This window comes from Mycolicibacterium fallax, assembly GCF_010726955.1.
GTDB classification, from domain to species: domain Bacteria; phylum Actinomycetota; class Actinomycetes; order Mycobacteriales; family Mycobacteriaceae; genus Mycobacterium; species Mycobacterium fallax.
This window is the reverse complement of the sequence record NZ_AP022603.1, coordinates 1,421,172-1,435,352: the sequence shown is the minus strand read 5'-3', so window position 1 is coordinate 1,435,352 and position 14,181 is coordinate 1,421,172. Positions and strand designations below refer to the sequence as shown.

Annotated in this window: 14 protein-coding genes; 8 read left to right on the top strand and 6 right to left on the bottom strand. The window is 70.8% G+C overall.

The features are described 5' to 3' along the window. The first annotated feature begins 18 nt into the window (after positions 1-18). From G6N10_RS06835 to G6N10_RS20335, 3 genes are all read left to right on the top strand, one after another. Positions 19-942, top strand: coding sequence for a serine hydrolase (locus tag G6N10_RS06835; RefSeq protein ID WP_163742304.1), 924 nt, complete (start codon positions 19-21; stop codon positions 940-942). Between the two features lie 192 nt (positions 943-1,134). Further along, the gene (locus tag G6N10_RS06830; RefSeq protein ID WP_163742300.1) at positions 1,135-1,917 is read left to right on the top strand and encodes a hypothetical protein; all 783 of its coding nucleotides are present in this window, start codon (positions 1,135-1,137) and stop codon (positions 1,915-1,917) included. A gap of 218 nt (positions 1,918-2,135) precedes the next feature. Continuing rightward, entirely contained in the window at positions 2,136-2,618 is a 483-nt protein-coding gene (locus G6N10_RS20335; RefSeq protein WP_407663973.1) for a TM2 domain-containing protein, read from the top strand. A gap of 53 nt (positions 2,619-2,671) precedes the next feature. Here the strand turns inward: G6N10_RS20335 and G6N10_RS06820 are convergent, their stop codons facing one another. Continuing rightward, positions 2,672-4,099 (bottom strand): PE-PPE domain-containing protein, encoded by a 1,428-nt coding sequence (locus G6N10_RS06820; RefSeq protein ID WP_085100640.1) that lies wholly within the window; start codon positions 4,097-4,099, stop codon positions 2,672-2,674. 95 nt (positions 4,100-4,194) lie between these two features. On the opposite strand from G6N10_RS06820, the gene G6N10_RS06815 reads away from it, so the two are divergent. Beyond that, on the top strand, positions 4,195-5,265 hold the full coding sequence (locus G6N10_RS06815; protein WP_085100643.1) for an NAD(P)H-dependent amine dehydrogenase family protein: 1,071 nt from the start codon (positions 4,195-4,197) through the stop codon (positions 5,263-5,265). 90 nt (positions 5,266-5,355) lie between these two features. Continuing rightward, positions 5,356-7,374 (top strand): Hsp70 family protein, encoded by a 2,019-nt coding sequence (locus G6N10_RS20570; RefSeq protein WP_085100646.1) that lies wholly within the window; start codon positions 5,356-5,358, stop codon positions 7,372-7,374. A 319-nt stretch (positions 7,375-7,693) separates the two neighbouring features. Here the strand turns inward: G6N10_RS20570 and G6N10_RS06805 are convergent, their stop codons facing one another. Continuing rightward, positions 7,694-8,326: an MBL fold metallo-hydrolase gene (locus tag G6N10_RS06805; RefSeq protein WP_085100649.1), complete on the bottom strand. Its 633-nt coding sequence runs from the start codon at positions 8,324-8,326 to the stop codon at positions 7,694-7,696. After that, a complete protein-coding gene (locus G6N10_RS06800) occupies positions 8,323-9,411 on the bottom strand; it encodes an S-(hydroxymethyl)mycothiol dehydrogenase (RefSeq protein ID WP_085100652.1) in 1,089 nt (362 codons plus the stop codon). Before G6N10_RS06800 ends, G6N10_RS06805 begins: the two co-directional genes overlap by 4 nt. A 159-nt stretch (positions 9,412-9,570) precedes the next feature. Between G6N10_RS06800 and G6N10_RS06795 the strand changes: the two genes are divergently transcribed. Together G6N10_RS06795 and G6N10_RS06790 are read left to right on the top strand one after the other, a co-directional pair. Beyond that, the gene (locus tag G6N10_RS06795) at positions 9,571-10,536 is read left to right on the top strand and encodes a hypothetical protein (RefSeq protein WP_085100655.1); all 966 of its coding nucleotides are present in this window, start codon (positions 9,571-9,573) and stop codon (positions 10,534-10,536) included. Next, positions 10,533-11,369, top strand: coding sequence for a serine hydrolase domain-containing protein (locus tag G6N10_RS06790; protein WP_085100658.1), 837 nt, complete (start codon positions 10,533-10,535; stop codon positions 11,367-11,369). The genes G6N10_RS06795 and G6N10_RS06790 overlap by 4 nt, the downstream gene beginning before the upstream one ends. 15 nt (positions 11,370-11,384) lie before the next feature. Here the strand turns inward: G6N10_RS06790 and G6N10_RS06785 are convergent, their stop codons facing one another. After that, a complete protein-coding gene (locus G6N10_RS06785; RefSeq protein WP_085100661.1) occupies positions 11,385-11,786 on the bottom strand; it encodes a heme-binding protein in 402 nt (133 codons plus the stop codon). Between the two features lie 223 nt (positions 11,787-12,009). After that, entirely contained in the window at positions 12,010-12,468 is a 459-nt protein-coding gene (locus G6N10_RS06780; RefSeq protein WP_163742294.1) for a DUF4262 domain-containing protein, read from the bottom strand. Positions 12,469-12,699: 231 nt separating this feature from the next. Between G6N10_RS06780 and G6N10_RS06775 the strand changes: the two genes are divergently transcribed. Beyond that, a complete protein-coding gene (locus G6N10_RS06775; RefSeq protein WP_085100667.1) occupies positions 12,700-13,215 on the top strand; it encodes a DUF3145 domain-containing protein in 516 nt (171 codons plus the stop codon). 32 nt (positions 13,216-13,247) lie between these two features. On the opposite strand, the gene G6N10_RS06770 is transcribed toward G6N10_RS06775, so the two are convergent. Further along, complete coding sequence (locus G6N10_RS06770) at positions 13,248-14,177, bottom strand: tyrosine-protein phosphatase (protein ID WP_085100670.1); 930 nt, start codon at positions 14,175-14,177, stop codon at positions 13,248-13,250. Between the last annotated feature and the right edge of the window lie 4 nt (positions 14,178-14,181).

Genomic DNA, 14,181 nt, shown 5'->3' with positions numbered 1-14,181 from the left:
CACCGCTCGGCGAAGCCCGTGACCTGGTCCGCACCGCTGGTCGTCACACTGGCGATCGTGACGGTATGCGCGCTGGGGATTTGTGCGTACTTCTTTGTACTGAGTCCGCGACTGACCTCGGCGCCGCAGGTCGCCGAGACCGCGCCGGTCACGCCGCCGGTGCCGGCCGAGACGGTGCTGCTGGGTGTTTCGGCGGTGCCGCAGGCGCCGACGCCGGCGCCGGTGACACCGACTGGGTTCGAGGCGTTGGAGGCCGAACTTGCCGCGCAGATCGGCGTCGCGTTCGCCCCGGTGGGCCGGGCCGGCGAGAGCACTGCGATGGGCGCCTGGTCCAGCGGGCCGGCCTGGTCGACGATCAAGGTGCCGCTGTCGATCGCGCTGCTGCGTCAGGACGGCGAGCGGGGTGTCACGGCAAACATGCGCGCCGCCATAACCCAATCAGATAACGCTGCGGCCCAAGCGATTTGGGATGAGCTTGGAGCGCATCAGGCCGCGGCCGACAAGGTCGGCGCGGTGCTTGCCGGTGCCGGGGAGCCGGTGAGCGTCCAGCCTGAGGTGACCCGGCCGGGCTTCTCCGCCTTCGGGCAGACGCAATGGTCGCTGGAATCCCAAGCGCGATTCCTGGCCAATTCGGCGTGCACCCCCGGTGACCAGCCGGTGCTGGCGCTGATGGGTGAGATCTCCTCGGGCCAGGCGTGGGGCTTGGGCACCATCGACGGCGCCCGGTTCAAGGGCGGCTGGGGGCCCGGCACCGACGGGCTGTACCTGGTCCGGCAATACGGACTGATCTCCGGGCCCAACGGCGACGTCGCCGTCGCCATCGCCGCGATACCCAACTCGGGCGGCTTCGGCGACGGTACCGCGGTGCTCAACCGGATCGCCGACTGGCTCGCCGAACAGCTCGAACGGCTACCCGGCGGCCGGTGTGAGTCGGCGGGGTGAGCGGAATGCCCATGGTGAACGAAGTGAGGGCCGGCGTGCGATGTCCGGGCCCGGAACGGTGAGGACAGAGGAAGGTATTGCGTGATGGACAGCAGCGACGAACAACCCTGGGGCGCCGAGAACACCGGGAGGCCGGCGGCGGTCAACCCGCCGAAAATCGCGAGTTCCGCAAGCGGGCAGGTGTCCCATCCGGTGGGCACCCCGCAGGTGCCTGCGGCACCGACTCCACCGCCGATGCCGCCGCGGATCCAGAAGCAGTCGTCCCCTCCGTCGATCTCGGAGCCTGAACCGATCCGGCAGCCGCCGGCGGTCCAGCAGCCGATGGCGATCCCTCAGCCGGCCGCCCGGGCATTTCCCAGTCGGCCGCAGCCGACGGGCCCGCAGTACCCGGTGGCGCCGCAGCCGACGGGCCCGCAGTACCCGGTGGCGCCGCAGCCGACGGGGCCGCAATACCCGGTCGGATCCCCGCATCCGACGGCACCGCAGCAGCCCGCCGCGGCCAGGCCGAACGACACCATCGTCACCCGCCTGGTCGAGAGTGGCGTGCGGGGTCAGCTGATCCGGCAGCCGTGGTTCCAGAACCTGCGCGCCTCGAACGCGGACCTGGCCGTCTACGTCAGCTTCGGCGTCGGGGTCGTGCTGACCGGGATTTTTTCGCTCATTCCGTCCGGCTTCGTCAGCGACTTCCTGATCGTCGGGCTGTGGGCCGGCTTGGCCTACCTCTACCTGGCATTGGGCACGAAGCTCAGCCACCAGTTCCTGCTGTGGGGGATCTGCGTGGCCGGTGGGGTCGTCACCGTGCTCAAGGTCCTCAGCGGGTTCAGCACCCTGACCTTCGGCACCTGGTTCGGTTTGTACCGGGACCCGCTGGTGGTGGTGTTCCTGGATATGCTGCTCAATGTCGCAGTGGCGCTCGCTCTGGGGTACCTGGGCATGCAGATGCATCGCGAGATCGCTAAACTTTCCCGGCCCTGAGGGCGGAATTCAACGAGCGGGGAGCCAAGATGGCTTTTGACAACAACAGCGGCGGCCAGGACCCGGTCCTTCCGCCCAGTAAGTTCAGCGCCGGCTATACCGCCGGCGATCCGACCTCCGGGGCGGGTGCCTCGTCTGGCTACCCCCCGCCGTCTGGCTACCCGCCGCCGAGTTACCCGGCGCAGAGTTACCCACCGGCGCAGAGTTACCCACCGCCGGTGAGTCCGCCGCCGGCGCCGAACGCCGGCTATCCGGCCGCCTCGGACGCCGACCCCTACGACAGTGGGCTGCGCTACCCGAAACCGGCGGCGCCGACCCCACCGCCCCCGATGAGCTCCCCGGCGTTCTCGGCACCGGTCCCGCCGTCCGCTCCCGGTTACCCGGCGCCCGCGCCGGGCTACCCGGCGCCGGGCTATCCGCCGGCGCCGTACGGCGCCGACGCGCAGGCCCCATTTGGGCGCGACCCGATGACGGGCGAACCGCTGTCGGACAAGTCCGCGATGACGGCCGGGTTGCTGCAGCTGCTGCTCGGCGGTTTCGCTGTCGGCCGTTTCTACATCGGCACCACCGGCATCGCGGTCGCTCAGCTGCTGGTGGTGTGGCTCACCTGCGGAATCGGTGCGATCTGGCCGCTCGTGGACGGCATCATGATGCTCACCGGCAGCGTCCAGGACGGCCAGGGCCGCAAGCTGCGGAAGTGACCGGGCTGCGCCCGGGTATCCGACGCAGGAAGCCTGGCGCGGCTGCGGCCTCGCTACTGACCGCTGTCGCCGGTCCCACGGGCTGACGGACCGCGGCTGAACCGCGTTCGCTCGCTGCGGGTTTCGGCGGAGTCGCCGTCGCTGGTGCGTTCCTTGGCGCGCAGCGCGGAGAAGCCGGGCAGCTTGGGGATTCGCAGCCGGGGCTTGCGGACAACGCCGGGGCTGTCGTCGGCGGCGTCCGCGCCGGTGTTTTCCTCGGCCTCGTCCCGAGTGGTGCCAGGTGCGGCGGGACCGACGCCCTCGGACCTGCGCAGTGACAGTCGGCTGGCCGTCGTCGATTGCGGGGCAAGGGGATTCAGCTTCAGCGCGGCGACCAAGGTTTTTGCCGTCGACCTGGTCAGATCGGCGCTGGCCTGCCCTGCCGCCGATTCAGTGGGGTTATCGTCGTCGGCCACCCGCTGCAGCGAGTGCTGCACCGAACTGGGCGACGGCAGCAGCTTCGCCGGGGTGTTGACGCTGTAATCGCTTCGGTCGTAACCGGTTTCGATGATCGCCCGCAGCGGCGGATCCAGCGCGGCGGCCAGATCCGGGGCGACGCCGGCGATTGGCATCAGCAGCGGCAGGGTGTCGGTGCGGACCAGGTAGTAGGTGGTGTTGCCGTGCTCCTGGTAGTACATTCCGCCGGCGGCCTTGGCGTCGGCCAGGTCCTGCTCGGTCAGCTCGGTCTGGGTCTTGCCGTGCACCAGCGCGATGCCCATCACCGCGTTGAGATCAGCCAGCAGGTTCACCGGATAGGTCGGGAAGTCGGCCCAGCCGTCGTACTGACGAGCAATGTCGATGGTTTCGTCGCCGTTGTCGGGCGTCGGGCCGCTGAACGTCAGATCCATGATCGGGATGGTCAATCCCTGGAACCGCGACATCACCCCGCCGTTGGGCCGGTTCGGATTCTCCACCAGCACATACGTCGCGCCGGTTGGTCCCTGGGCCTTGTACTGCGAGGCGACGACCGCCCCCTGGGAGAAGCCGAACACCACATCGCCGGCCCCAGGATCTGCCGCGTCCAGCCCGGCGACGCCCGCGGCGACCGAGTCGTTCCACTTCGCATCGCCCAGATAGCCCTTGGACACCGGCCAGATGGTGGCCGGATAGTCGATTTGGTTCTTCTGCGGCCCGGCGGGGGATTCGGTACCGGCCAGCACCGTGTCGATGAACGCGCGGTACTGGTCGTCGGTCGGCTCATTGCCGATGTTGGTGCCGCGCAGGTAGTAGACCGTCGCGGCCAGGTCGGTCTGGGTGGCCAGCGCCCGCGGCGCGCGCTCGGCGGCCGCCGTCGGCGTCAGCCCCGGCGCGAAGCCGAGCACCGCGACGCCGGCCAGCGCGATCGCGGCCGTCGGCGCCGGCAGAGGCCGGCGCTCCGTCCGCCCAAGCCGCGCCCCGCGACTGCGCCCTGCCCGATGCCGACCGCCGGTCCGCTGCGCCATATTCGTCCCTCCCACGCTCCCCGCCGCGCGAAATATTACGGCAAGACCCGCCGATCGCGCCGCTGGCCGAACCGGTGTCCGCCTAGGCTGGCGGGATGAAACGCGTGGTGGTCTGGGGCACCGGTTTCGTCGGGAAGATGGTGATCGCCGAGATCGTCGGGCATCCCGGATTCGAGCTGGTCGGCGTGGGGGTGAGCGACCCGAACAAGGCCGGGCGCGACGCCGGCGAGATCTGCGGTCTGCCCGAGCCGCTGGGCGTCGTCGCCACCCGCGACATCGACGCGCTGATCGCGCTGCGGCCCGACGCGCTGGTGCACTACGGCCCGACCGCCGCACGTGCCGACGCCAACATTGAGGTGATCGGCCGTTTCCTGCGCGCGGGCATCGACGTGTGTTCGACGGCGATGACGCCGTGGGTGTGGCCGCAGATGTCGCTGAACCCGCCCGGCTGGATCGACCCCATCACCGCCGCTTGCGCCGAGGGCGGCGCGTCCTGTTTCACCACCGGCATCGATCCCGGGTTCGCCAACGACCTGTTTCCGATGACGCTGATGGGCCTGTGTTCGCGGGTCGACCGGGTCCGGTCGTCGGAGTTGCTCGACTACACCAACTACGAGGGCGACTACGAGTTCGAGATGGGCATCGGGCGTGAGCCGCAGTACCGTCCGATGCTCGAACACCGTGACGTTCTGGTGATGGCGTGGGGCGCGACGGTCCCGATGATCGCGCACGCCGCCGGTATCGAGCTCGACGAGATCACCACCACCTGGGACAAGTGGGTGACCGACACCCCGCGCGAGACCGTCAAGGGCGTCATCGAGCCCGGCCGGGTGGCCGCGGTCCGCTTCACCATCAACGGCGTCTACCGGGGCGAAACTCGGATCCAGATCGAGCATGTCAACCGGATCGGGAGCGACGCGGCGCCGGATTGGCCGTCGGGCACCCAGGATGACGTGTACCGCGTCGACATCGAGGGCACCCCGAGCATTTCGCAGGAGACCGCGTTCCGGTTCACCGACGGCTCAGGGCGCGACGCCGCCACCGCCGGCTGCCTGGCCACCGGCCTGCGGGCGCTGAACGCGGTGCCGGCGGTCAACGAGCTTCCGCCGGGCTGGGTGACGGCGCTGGACCTCCCGCTGATCCCGGGGGTGGGCACCATCCGGTGACGCGGTTCGGGCTGTAACGCCGCCGGCGCCGGCGCCGACAACAGATCAAAGAAGTTTGTCGGCCTAATAACCTGGACGCGGGTGAGTGGCATGAAGGAACCGGTTCGGCCCGGCGGGGACCCGGCGTCGCGTCGCGCCATCCCGGCGCTCGGTCTGTCGGTCGGCGCCAGCCGGCTGGCGGCGGTCACCGCCGATCGTGCGCTGCTGCGCGATACCGTCGTGCAACTGCCCAGCGGCGCCACCATCGGCGGATTCGTGGAGCGGGTCGGCGACCCCGTCGGCATCGTCGCCGACGACGGCAAAACCCACTCCGGCGAACAACTGCTGGCCGCCGCGCTCTACGAGCTGGCCGCGACCGTGACCGGCGGTCGGCTGCCCTCGCGGGTGGCGGTCAGCTGCCCCGCGCACTGGCCCACCGGCGCCGTCGGTGCGCTGCGCCGTGCCATCGCCGCATCCGGGCAGTGGGCGGGCCGCACCGTCACCCTGCTGCCCGACGACGCCGCCGCGACCACGGCCCTGGCGCACCGGCCCGGACTGCCGATCCACGGCACCGTCGCGGTCTGCGATTTCGGTGGCACGGGTACCGGGATCACCCTGGTCAACGCCGACGACGGCTTCCGCCGGCTGGCCCCGACGGTGCGCCACGGCGACTTCTCCGGCGACCTGCTCGACCGGGCCGTGCTCGACCAGGTGCTGGCCGGGCTGGGCCGCACCGACGTCTCGGCGACCTCGATGATCGGTGCGCTGACCCGGGCCCGGGCGGCGGGCCGGATCGCCAAGGAACGGCTGTCCGCGGCGACGGTGACCGCGCTGCCGGGTGCCGACGGTGAGCTGCGGCTGACCCGCGCGGAGCTGGAGGAGCTGGCCGCCCCGTCGCTGACCGGGTTGCTGGACGCGGTCGAGGAGACCCTGGTGCGCAACCGGGTGTTCGACCTGGCGGCGATCGCCACCCTCGGCGGGGGCGCGGCGATGCCCGCCGTCACCGCCGCGCTGTCACAGCGGTTCCGGGTTCCGGTGGTCACCGCCGCCGATCCGGCATTGACCGCGGCCACCGGCGCCGCCCTGCGCGCGCTGCGCGGGCCCGCCGACACCACGGCCACCGCGCTGCACACGGTCGCCCGGCCGGCGCAGGCTGCGGTGGCAGCACCGGTTGCGCCGGTGGTGCTGGCCTGGTCGGAGGCCGACGACGTACCTGAGCCATTGCCGTTCGACGATGTTTCCGGGTCGGTCCCGGCACCGGTGCGGAAGGTCGAAGAACCCGACGTCGCCCGCCCGGACCTGGAATTCGAGCCGGCTCCCAAGGTTGCCGAATTGGTGGCGCCGCGGTTCCGGCATCCGGTCGCCGCGGCGATCTTGGCCGCGGTGGTCATCGGGGGTGGGGTGAGCGCGGTTGCGGTCGGGCTGACGGCCGTCTCGGAGTCCGGTCCCCGGTCGGTCACCGCAACCATGCAGGCTCCGGCGGTCGCGCCGCTGCCGTCGTCGGCCCCGGCCCCGGCGCCCGCGCCTGCACCGGTGATCGCCGAACCGCGGCCGGTGGCCGCCCCGCAGTCGGTGGTGTCGCCCCCGGCGGCCGCTGCACCGGCTCAGGCCGTGCAGGTCAATCGCCAGCAACCTGCGCCGATTGTTCGGCCGCCCGCGCCATTGGCCCCGCCGGTCGTGGCCCCGCCGGTTGTGGCCCCGCCGGTTGTGGCGCCGCCGCCGGCCGCACCCGTGGTGGTGCCGGCCGATCCGGTGCCGGTGGTGCTGCCGCCCATCCCGAACCTGCAGATCCCGGACCTCACCCTGGGCCTGCCGCAGCTGCCGTTCTTCCGCAACACCGAAACGCCCGCGCCGTCGCCGACGCCGCGGGAGACCGAGCCGCCGGAAACGGCCGCCACCCCGGCGCCGCAGTCCACCACACCACCACCGTCGAGCCCGGCGCCTTCGAGCCCGGCGCCGTCGAGCCCGGCGCCGTCGAGCCCGGCGCCGTCGAGCCCGGCGCCTTCGAGCCCCGCGTCCACGCCGCAGCCATCCACGAGTGCGCCGGCCCCATCGGAACCCGCCCCGATGGTCACCGAGTCGGCGGTCACTGAGTCAGCGGACGCTCCGAATTCAACGCACCACCGGTAGCTCGGGGCTATTAATAACGCGGTGGCGGTGAATCAGCCCGAGCTCAGGGCGCTACCCCGTGACGAAAGCGGCCGGTGGTACCAGAGTGACTGCTTGGCGGTCCCGGGGCCGTTTGGAGTCGTGTCTGCGGCGGGGGTGCTCCCGGCAACCCTGCACAAATGGGGTGAAATCGGGGGGTCCATGTGGATAATCCACTTCGCTCCGCTCTCAGCGGACATCTGTGCAGGCCTAGCCGGGTGACCCCCGCTTCTGGTCCGCGACGCGTGGCTCGGCGACCGCGCGCACGGTTGCCGCGCGCCGGAAAAGTGCCGCTGAGGGCTCAGTGGCCGCGCGCAACCCAGTCGTCGTAGTTCACCAGTTCGTCGCCGATCCGGGTGGTGTCCCCATGCCCGGTGTAGACGACGGTGTCGGCGGGCAGCTTGCCGAGCTTGTCCTTGATCGACCCCAGGATGGTGGGGAAGTCGGAGAACGAGCGCCCCGTCGCGCCCGGCCCGCCCTGAAACAGGGTGTCCCCGGAGAACACCGCGCCCAGTGCCGGCGCGTACAGGCACGTCGAGCCGGGGGAGTGCCCGGGGGTGGCGATGGTGTGCAGCTCGATGCCGTCGGCGCGCAGTACCTCGCCGTCGCCGAGCGTGCGAAATTCCTTGCCTGGGTGGGTCATCTGCCAGAGCATCTCGTCGGCCGGGTTCATCAGGATCGGGGCGTCGAAGGCGGCGGACAGTTCCGGGGCCACGGTGATGTGGTCGTTGTGACCGTGGGTGCAGACGATCGCCACCACGTGCCGGTTGCCGACGGCGGACTCGATGGCCGCGGCGTCGTGGGCGGCGTCGATGACAATCACCTCCTTGGCGTCACCGACGATCCAGATGTTGTTGTCGACCTCCCAGCTGCCTCCGTCGAGTTCGAAGGTGCCGTGGGTGACGACCCGCTCGATGCCGGGCTGCGCGCTCATTTGAGCACCACCACCGAGCGCAGCACCTCGCCGTTGTGCATCTTGTGGAAGGCGTCCTCGATATCGGTGATCCCGATGCGTTCGGTGACGAACTTGTCCAGCGGCAGCCGGCCCTGCAGGTACAGCTCGATGAGGGTGGGGAAGTCGCGTTCGGGCAGGCAGTCGCCGTACCAGGAGGATTTCAGCGCTCCGCCGCGGGAGAAGAAGTCCACCAGCGGCATCTGCAGGGTCATCTCGGGGGTGGGGACACCGACCAGCACGACGGTGCCGGCCAGATCCCGCGCGTAGAAGGCCTGCTTCCAGGTTTCCGGGCGGCCGACGGCGTCGATCACGACGTCGGCGCCGAAGCCGTCGGTGAGGTCCTGGATGGTTTCCACGGCGTCGAGCTCGGCGGCGTTGACGGTGTGGGTGGCGCCGAGCTCGCGGGCCCAGGCCAGCTTGCGGGGGTCGCGGTCGACGGCGATGATCCGGCGGGCGCCGACCAGCGCGGCGCCGGCGATGGCCGCGTCGCCGACGCCGCCGCAGCCGATCACCGCGACGGTGTCATCGCGGCCGACGTTGCCGGTGTTGACCGCCGCGCCGAGGCCGGCCATCACGCCGCAGCCCAGCAGCCCGGCCACCGCGGGGTCGGCGCGCTCGTCGACCTTGGTGCATTGGCCCTGGTGGACCAGGGTTTTGTCGGCGAATGCGCCGATGCCGAGGGCGGGGGTGAGTTCGGTGCCGTCGGTCAGGGTCATCTTCTGGGTGGCGTTGAAGGTGTCGAAGCAGTACTGCGGGCGGCCGCGTTTGCAGGCCCGGCACTGTCCGCAGACCGCGCGCCAGTTCAGCACGACGAAGTCGCCGACGGCGACGTTGGTGACGCCGGGGCCGATGGATTCGACGCGGCCGGCGGCCTCGTGGCCGAGCAGGAAGGGGTATTCGTCGTTGATGCCACCGTCGCGGTAGGTGAGGTCGGTGTGGCAGACCCCGCAGGTGTGGACGTCGACGACGACCTCGCCCGGGCCCGGATCGGGGATGATGATGTCCACCAACTCGACCGGCTCACCCTTTTTGCGAGAAATCACACCGCGCACTGTCTGGCTCATGGGTATCAACCTAGCGCCCCGCGCAAGGGAACTGGACTGGTGTCCACACATGAGTTCGGGAATCGGGTCGATGGGCCTCCGGCGCGGGTGGATATCCGCCGTTGAGCGGGTGCGGCGCACGTTTTCTCCGCGGCGTGCCGGCAGTACCGTGGACTGACGATGGCTACTTCCGCAGATCTCCGCAACGATCCCCGTCCCGAGCTGACCGCAACCGCCCGCGTCGCGCATGCCGGATCTGACTGGCAGGCCAGTTACGCCGGCTTCAACGCGGCCAGCGCACTGGGTCCGCTGGACGCCGATGACCTGGCGGCGATGGCCGCCGCGGCGTGGCGGCTGGGCCGGCTGGCCGAGTCTGTCCGGCTGTCCGAACGGGTCTTCACCCAGTACGCCCGTCGGGATCCGGTGGCCGCCGGGGACAAGGCCGTCGGGCTGGCGCTGGCGTGGCTGACCCGCGGCGACCGCAACATCGGGCGCACCTGGATGCAGCGGGCCCGCGAACTCATCGGCGGCGCGCCCGCCACCCCCACCCACGGCTACCTGCTCTACCTGGAGGTCGTCCAGGCCGCCGATGCGCCCGCGCCGGACCTCGATGACCGGGTTCGTGCCCTCGGCGCGTTGGGCGAGGAGTTGCAGAGCCCGGCGGTGACCGCGTTGGCGCTGGTCGCCGGTGCCCGCGCCGCGCTGGCCGGCGGCCGCACCGAGCGGGCCCACGAACTGCTCGATGCGGCCGAACGGCTGGCCCGCACCGGCGGGTTGCCGATCGAGTGGGCCGGGGAGGTGTACGGCACCGTGTTGCGGCACAGTCGCCGCGACGTCGACGTCGACCGCAGCGCCGAGTGGGTCGATGCGATGGAGCGTTGGCGGGAGCAGGCCGGGCTGGCCGGGGTTTACCGGGGTTGGGCAGCGCACTCGCGCGGTGCGGTCCAGGTCCGCACCGGCGAGCACCGCCGCGCACTGGATTCGCTGGCCGTTGCGCTGCGGGAATATCGGACGTTGCAGCCGAGCCGGGACACCGCCGACGTATACGAGTGGATGATGATGGCCCACCGCAGCCTCGGCGACGGCGCCGCCGCCGAGGACGACGCCGCCAGCGCCAGCGCCATCCTGCGGTTGCTTGCCGAATGAGTGCCCTGGACCGCATCGCGGACTGGCCGGTCCCGACGGTTGCCGCCGCGGTCGTGGCCAATGCCGACCCGGTGCCGGTGGTGCTCGATTCCCGCGGCGACCTCGGGCATCGGTTCCGGCTGGCCTCGGTGACCAAACCTTTGGCCGCCCGCGCCGTGCAGGTCGCCGTCGAGGAGGGCGCGCTGGACTGGGACAGCCCGGCCGGACCGCCCGGCTCGACGCTGCGGCACGTGCTGGCGCACGCCTCGGGCCTGTCGTTGCTCGACGACCAGGTGCTGGCCGAACCCGGGACCCGGCGGATCTACTCCAACACCGCGTTCCGGGTCGCCGCCGAGGCGGTGACGGCCGCGACCGGCATCGCCTTCGAGGACTACCTGGCCGAGGCGATCTTCGCCCCGCTGGGCATGACCGATTCGGTGCTGGTCGGGGGAGCCGCGGCCGCCGGCTACGGCGGGGAGTCGACGGTCGCGGACCTGTCCCGGTTCGCCGCCGACCTGCTGGTCCCGACGACGGTGTCGCCGCAGACGCACACCGAGGCGATCACCGTACAGTTCCCCGGCCTGGCCGGGGTGCTGCCCGGTTTCGGCGTGCAGCGTCCCAACGATTGGGGACTGGGCTTCGAGCTGCGCGACGGCAAGTCCCCGCACTGGACCGGGACGAACAATTCGCCGGCGACGTTCGGCCACTTCGGCCAGTCCGGCACCTTCCTCTGGGTCGACCCGACCGTCGGCCTGGCGCTGGTGGTGCTGACCGACCGCAACTTCGACGACTGGGCGAGGCCGCGGTGGCCGGAACTCTCCGACGCCGTACTGCGGGAGTTCGGCTCCCGGTAGGCCCGCGCTGCGGGCTCAGCCGGCCATGAATGCGGCGTACGCGGACCCGAGATCGGGCGGCAACACGGTGATGTTGCAGTTGCGCTGCACGTCGCCGATCGGTGTGAGGATGCCGCGCAGGTCGTGGTACTCGGTCGGATTGGCGGTGAAATAGCCGCGCAGATTCGCCTCTGCTTCGGGCCGCGGCTGGCTCATCGCCGCGGTTACCGCCTGGTTCGCGCCGGGATGGCCGTCGAGGTACTGACGCGCCTGGGTGGACACCGAACTGACCGTGCCCGCGACGGTGCTGGCACTGCAGTCTTGGCCCGGTGCCGCGTTCGTCGTAGGGGCGGCCATCAGGGCCACGCCGCCGATCAGGCCGGTAAAACCGGCCGTGGACAGGATCTTCGGCAGCGAGTGGATGCAGATTTTCGTCATGGATTTTGTCCTTCGATTGGGGGTGAGCTACACCGTGACGCTCGGGTGCTTCGTCTCAGCGCCCCGGTTGAGGGCGGTGGACGAGCGACCGGTCGCCCGCGTGCCGGCGACTATCACGATCCGTAACGTCTGTTCCCGGATTCATCGGGTTGCAAACCCCTGCGTGGCCGGCCACGCAGGGGCCGCATCCGGCCGCGGGCCCGCGGCCGCGTCTGAGCGGTGGTTATGCCGCGTATGGCTGCTCCCGTCGGCCCAGGACCGGCTGGATCAGGTGACCGTGGCCATATTCCGGATCCCAGGGCAGCAGCCCGTGCGGGTCGGACCAGACCAGTTGGCGGGCTTCGATCGGGCCTTCGATCGCGACGGCGATGCACAGGTGCAGGTAGGGCTGGTCGACGGCGACCACCTCCAGCAGCAGATCGTGATCGAGCGTCAGCTGCGAGCCCGGATGCAGCCACATGCCTTCCAGGATCGCCAGGGCGACGCGGGTCAGGATGTCCTCGGCGGCATCCGGCGGCAGGCCGGTGACCATCAGTTCCGGCTCGCCGAACTCGCGCAGTCCGATGGTGTAGGACCGCGGATCTCGGGACCGGACATGCTCAATCGTCCAGCCGAACTTGTCGACCTTGGCGCGGATTTTGTCGAGGGCGTCGCGTTTGGCAGCTCCGCGGTTATCGCACAACCAGCACATGGTGGTGCCTTTCTCTCGTCGTTGAGTTCAGGGTCCGCCGGGGGTACGACAGGTCTGTTTCGGCGGAGGAACTCTGATGGGCTTCTGAGAGAATCGGCGGGAGACTAGCGCAACAGCTGCCTCAGGAGGCACAATAGACACGCGCGACACACAAGTTGTGATGCTTTGAGTTCGCAGAGGCCGTTGGGGAAGACGTCCCTCGTCGAACTGAAGGAGCAGCCAATGCGTGCGTCGAACCAATTCGCCGACGCGACCTCGGGCGTGGTGTACATCCACGCCTCACCCGCGGCGGTTTGCCCACACGTGGAGTGGGCCCTTTCGTCGACCCTGAACGCCAGGGCGAATCTCAAGTGGTCCGCGCAGGACGCCCTGCCCGGCCAGCTGTGCGCGGTGGTCAACTGGGTCGGCCCGGTGGGCACCGGCGCCCGGCTCGCCGACGCACTGCGGTCCTGGACGGTGCTGCGGTTCGAGGTCACCGAGGACGCCAGCGACGGCGTCGACGGCCAGCGCTATTCGCACACCCCGCAGTTGGGGCTGTGGAGCGGCACGGTGAGCGCCAACGGCGACATCGTGGTCGGCGAGAATCAGCTGCGCGCCATGATGGAGAACAGCGCCGAGTCGCTGGCCAGCGAACTCGACAACGCCCTGGGCGGCGCCTGGGACGAGGCGCTGGAGCCGTACCGCAACGGCGGCGAGGTCGCCGAGGCGGGCTGGCTGGACCGGGCCGTCGGCACCTAGGTCGCCGGGAACCCGCCCGTCGCGCCGGCCGGCTACCGCAGCAGCTGATCCTTGAGCGCTGCCTGCTGCCCGGCGTCGATGCCCAGGCCGGTGGCAAAGTAGTTCTCGACGGTGCCATAGCGCTTGGTCATCTCGTCGAACGCGGCGTCGAGCCACGGCGTCCGGACGTCGAGGAACGTGGTGATCAGATCCCGGCTGCCGCCGGCGGCGACGAACTTGTCGATCATCGGCGCGTAGTGCGGCAGCAGGTACTCGTTGGACCGCAGGTAGTCGGCGTACACCGTTTCGCGTGGCACCCCCAGCAGGGTCAGCAGCGCCGCGGCGGCCCAGCCGGTGCGGTCCTTGCCGGTGGCGCAGTGGAAGACGCCGGCCTGCTGGGCGGGATCGCCCAGCGCGCGGTACAGATCGCCGAAGCCCTGCAGGGCGCTGGGCAGGTACACCAGCTGCCGATAGGTCTGCTCGAAGATCTCGTCGACCAGACCGGGCCGGCCGAACTCCGCGGTCAACTTTGCCGGGTCGTGCATGATCGCCCCGGCCTCCGCGGCCATCGCGCTGGCCTCATCGGCAAGCACATTGATCGGCCGGTGCTGCCAGCCCGCGGGCAATTCGTCGGGCGCGGCGTCGCGCTCGGCAACGGTGCGCAGATCGAACACGGTGCGGATCGGGGTGCTGGCGAGCTTCGCCTTGTCGGCGTCGTTCATCGGATTGAACTGATCCGAGCGGTAGACCTTGCCGTGCACGACGGTGCGGCCGTCGACGGTCTGGTAGCCGCCCAGGTCGCGCAGGTTGTGCGCGGCGGTCAGCCCCAGCTCCAGGCCCAGGCTGGCCCCGGGGGCCAGCACCGGGACGGTCGGTGCCGCCGCCGCGACGCCCAGACCCGTGCCGAGCCCCAGGGTGGTCAGCGTGATCAGGCTCAGGATCCGGGCGAACCACCGCCTGGCGGGGGCGTGGGTTGTCGTCATCGCG

What these genes read in the sequence shown, in the direction of transcription:
- G6N10_RS06820 (WP_085100640.1), bottom strand. Translation starts at nt 4,099, where the DNA reads ATGGCGCAGCGGACCGGCGGTCGGCATCGGGCAGGGCGCAGTCGCGGG.
- G6N10_RS06815 (WP_085100643.1), top strand. Translation starts at nt 4,195, where the DNA reads ATGAAACGCGTGGTGGTCTGGGGCACCGGTTTCGTCGGGAAGATGGTG.
- G6N10_RS20570 (WP_085100646.1), top strand. Translation starts at nt 5,356, where the DNA reads ATGAAGGAACCGGTTCGGCCCGGCGGGGACCCGGCGTCGCGTCGCGCC.
- G6N10_RS06805 (WP_085100649.1), bottom strand. Translation starts at nt 8,326, where the DNA reads ATGAGCGCGCAGCCCGGCATCGAGCGGGTCGTCACCCACGGCACCTTC.
- G6N10_RS06800 (WP_085100652.1), bottom strand. Translation starts at nt 9,411, where the DNA reads ATGAGCCAGACAGTGCGCGGTGTGATTTCTCGCAAAAAGGGTGAGCCG.
- G6N10_RS06795 (WP_085100655.1), top strand. Translation starts at nt 9,571, where the DNA reads ATGGCTACTTCCGCAGATCTCCGCAACGATCCCCGTCCCGAGCTGACC.
- G6N10_RS06790 (WP_085100658.1), top strand. Translation starts at nt 10,533, where the DNA reads ATGAGTGCCCTGGACCGCATCGCGGACTGGCCGGTCCCGACGGTTGCC.
- G6N10_RS06785 (WP_085100661.1), bottom strand. Translation starts at nt 11,786, where the DNA reads ATGACGAAAATCTGCATCCACTCGCTGCCGAAGATCCTGTCCACGGCC.
- G6N10_RS06775 (WP_085100667.1), top strand. Translation starts at nt 12,700, where the DNA reads ATGCGTGCGTCGAACCAATTCGCCGACGCGACCTCGGGCGTGGTGTAC.
- G6N10_RS06770 (WP_085100670.1), bottom strand. Translation starts at nt 14,177, where the DNA reads ATGACGACAACCCACGCCCCCGCCAGGCGGTGGTTCGCCCGGATCCTG.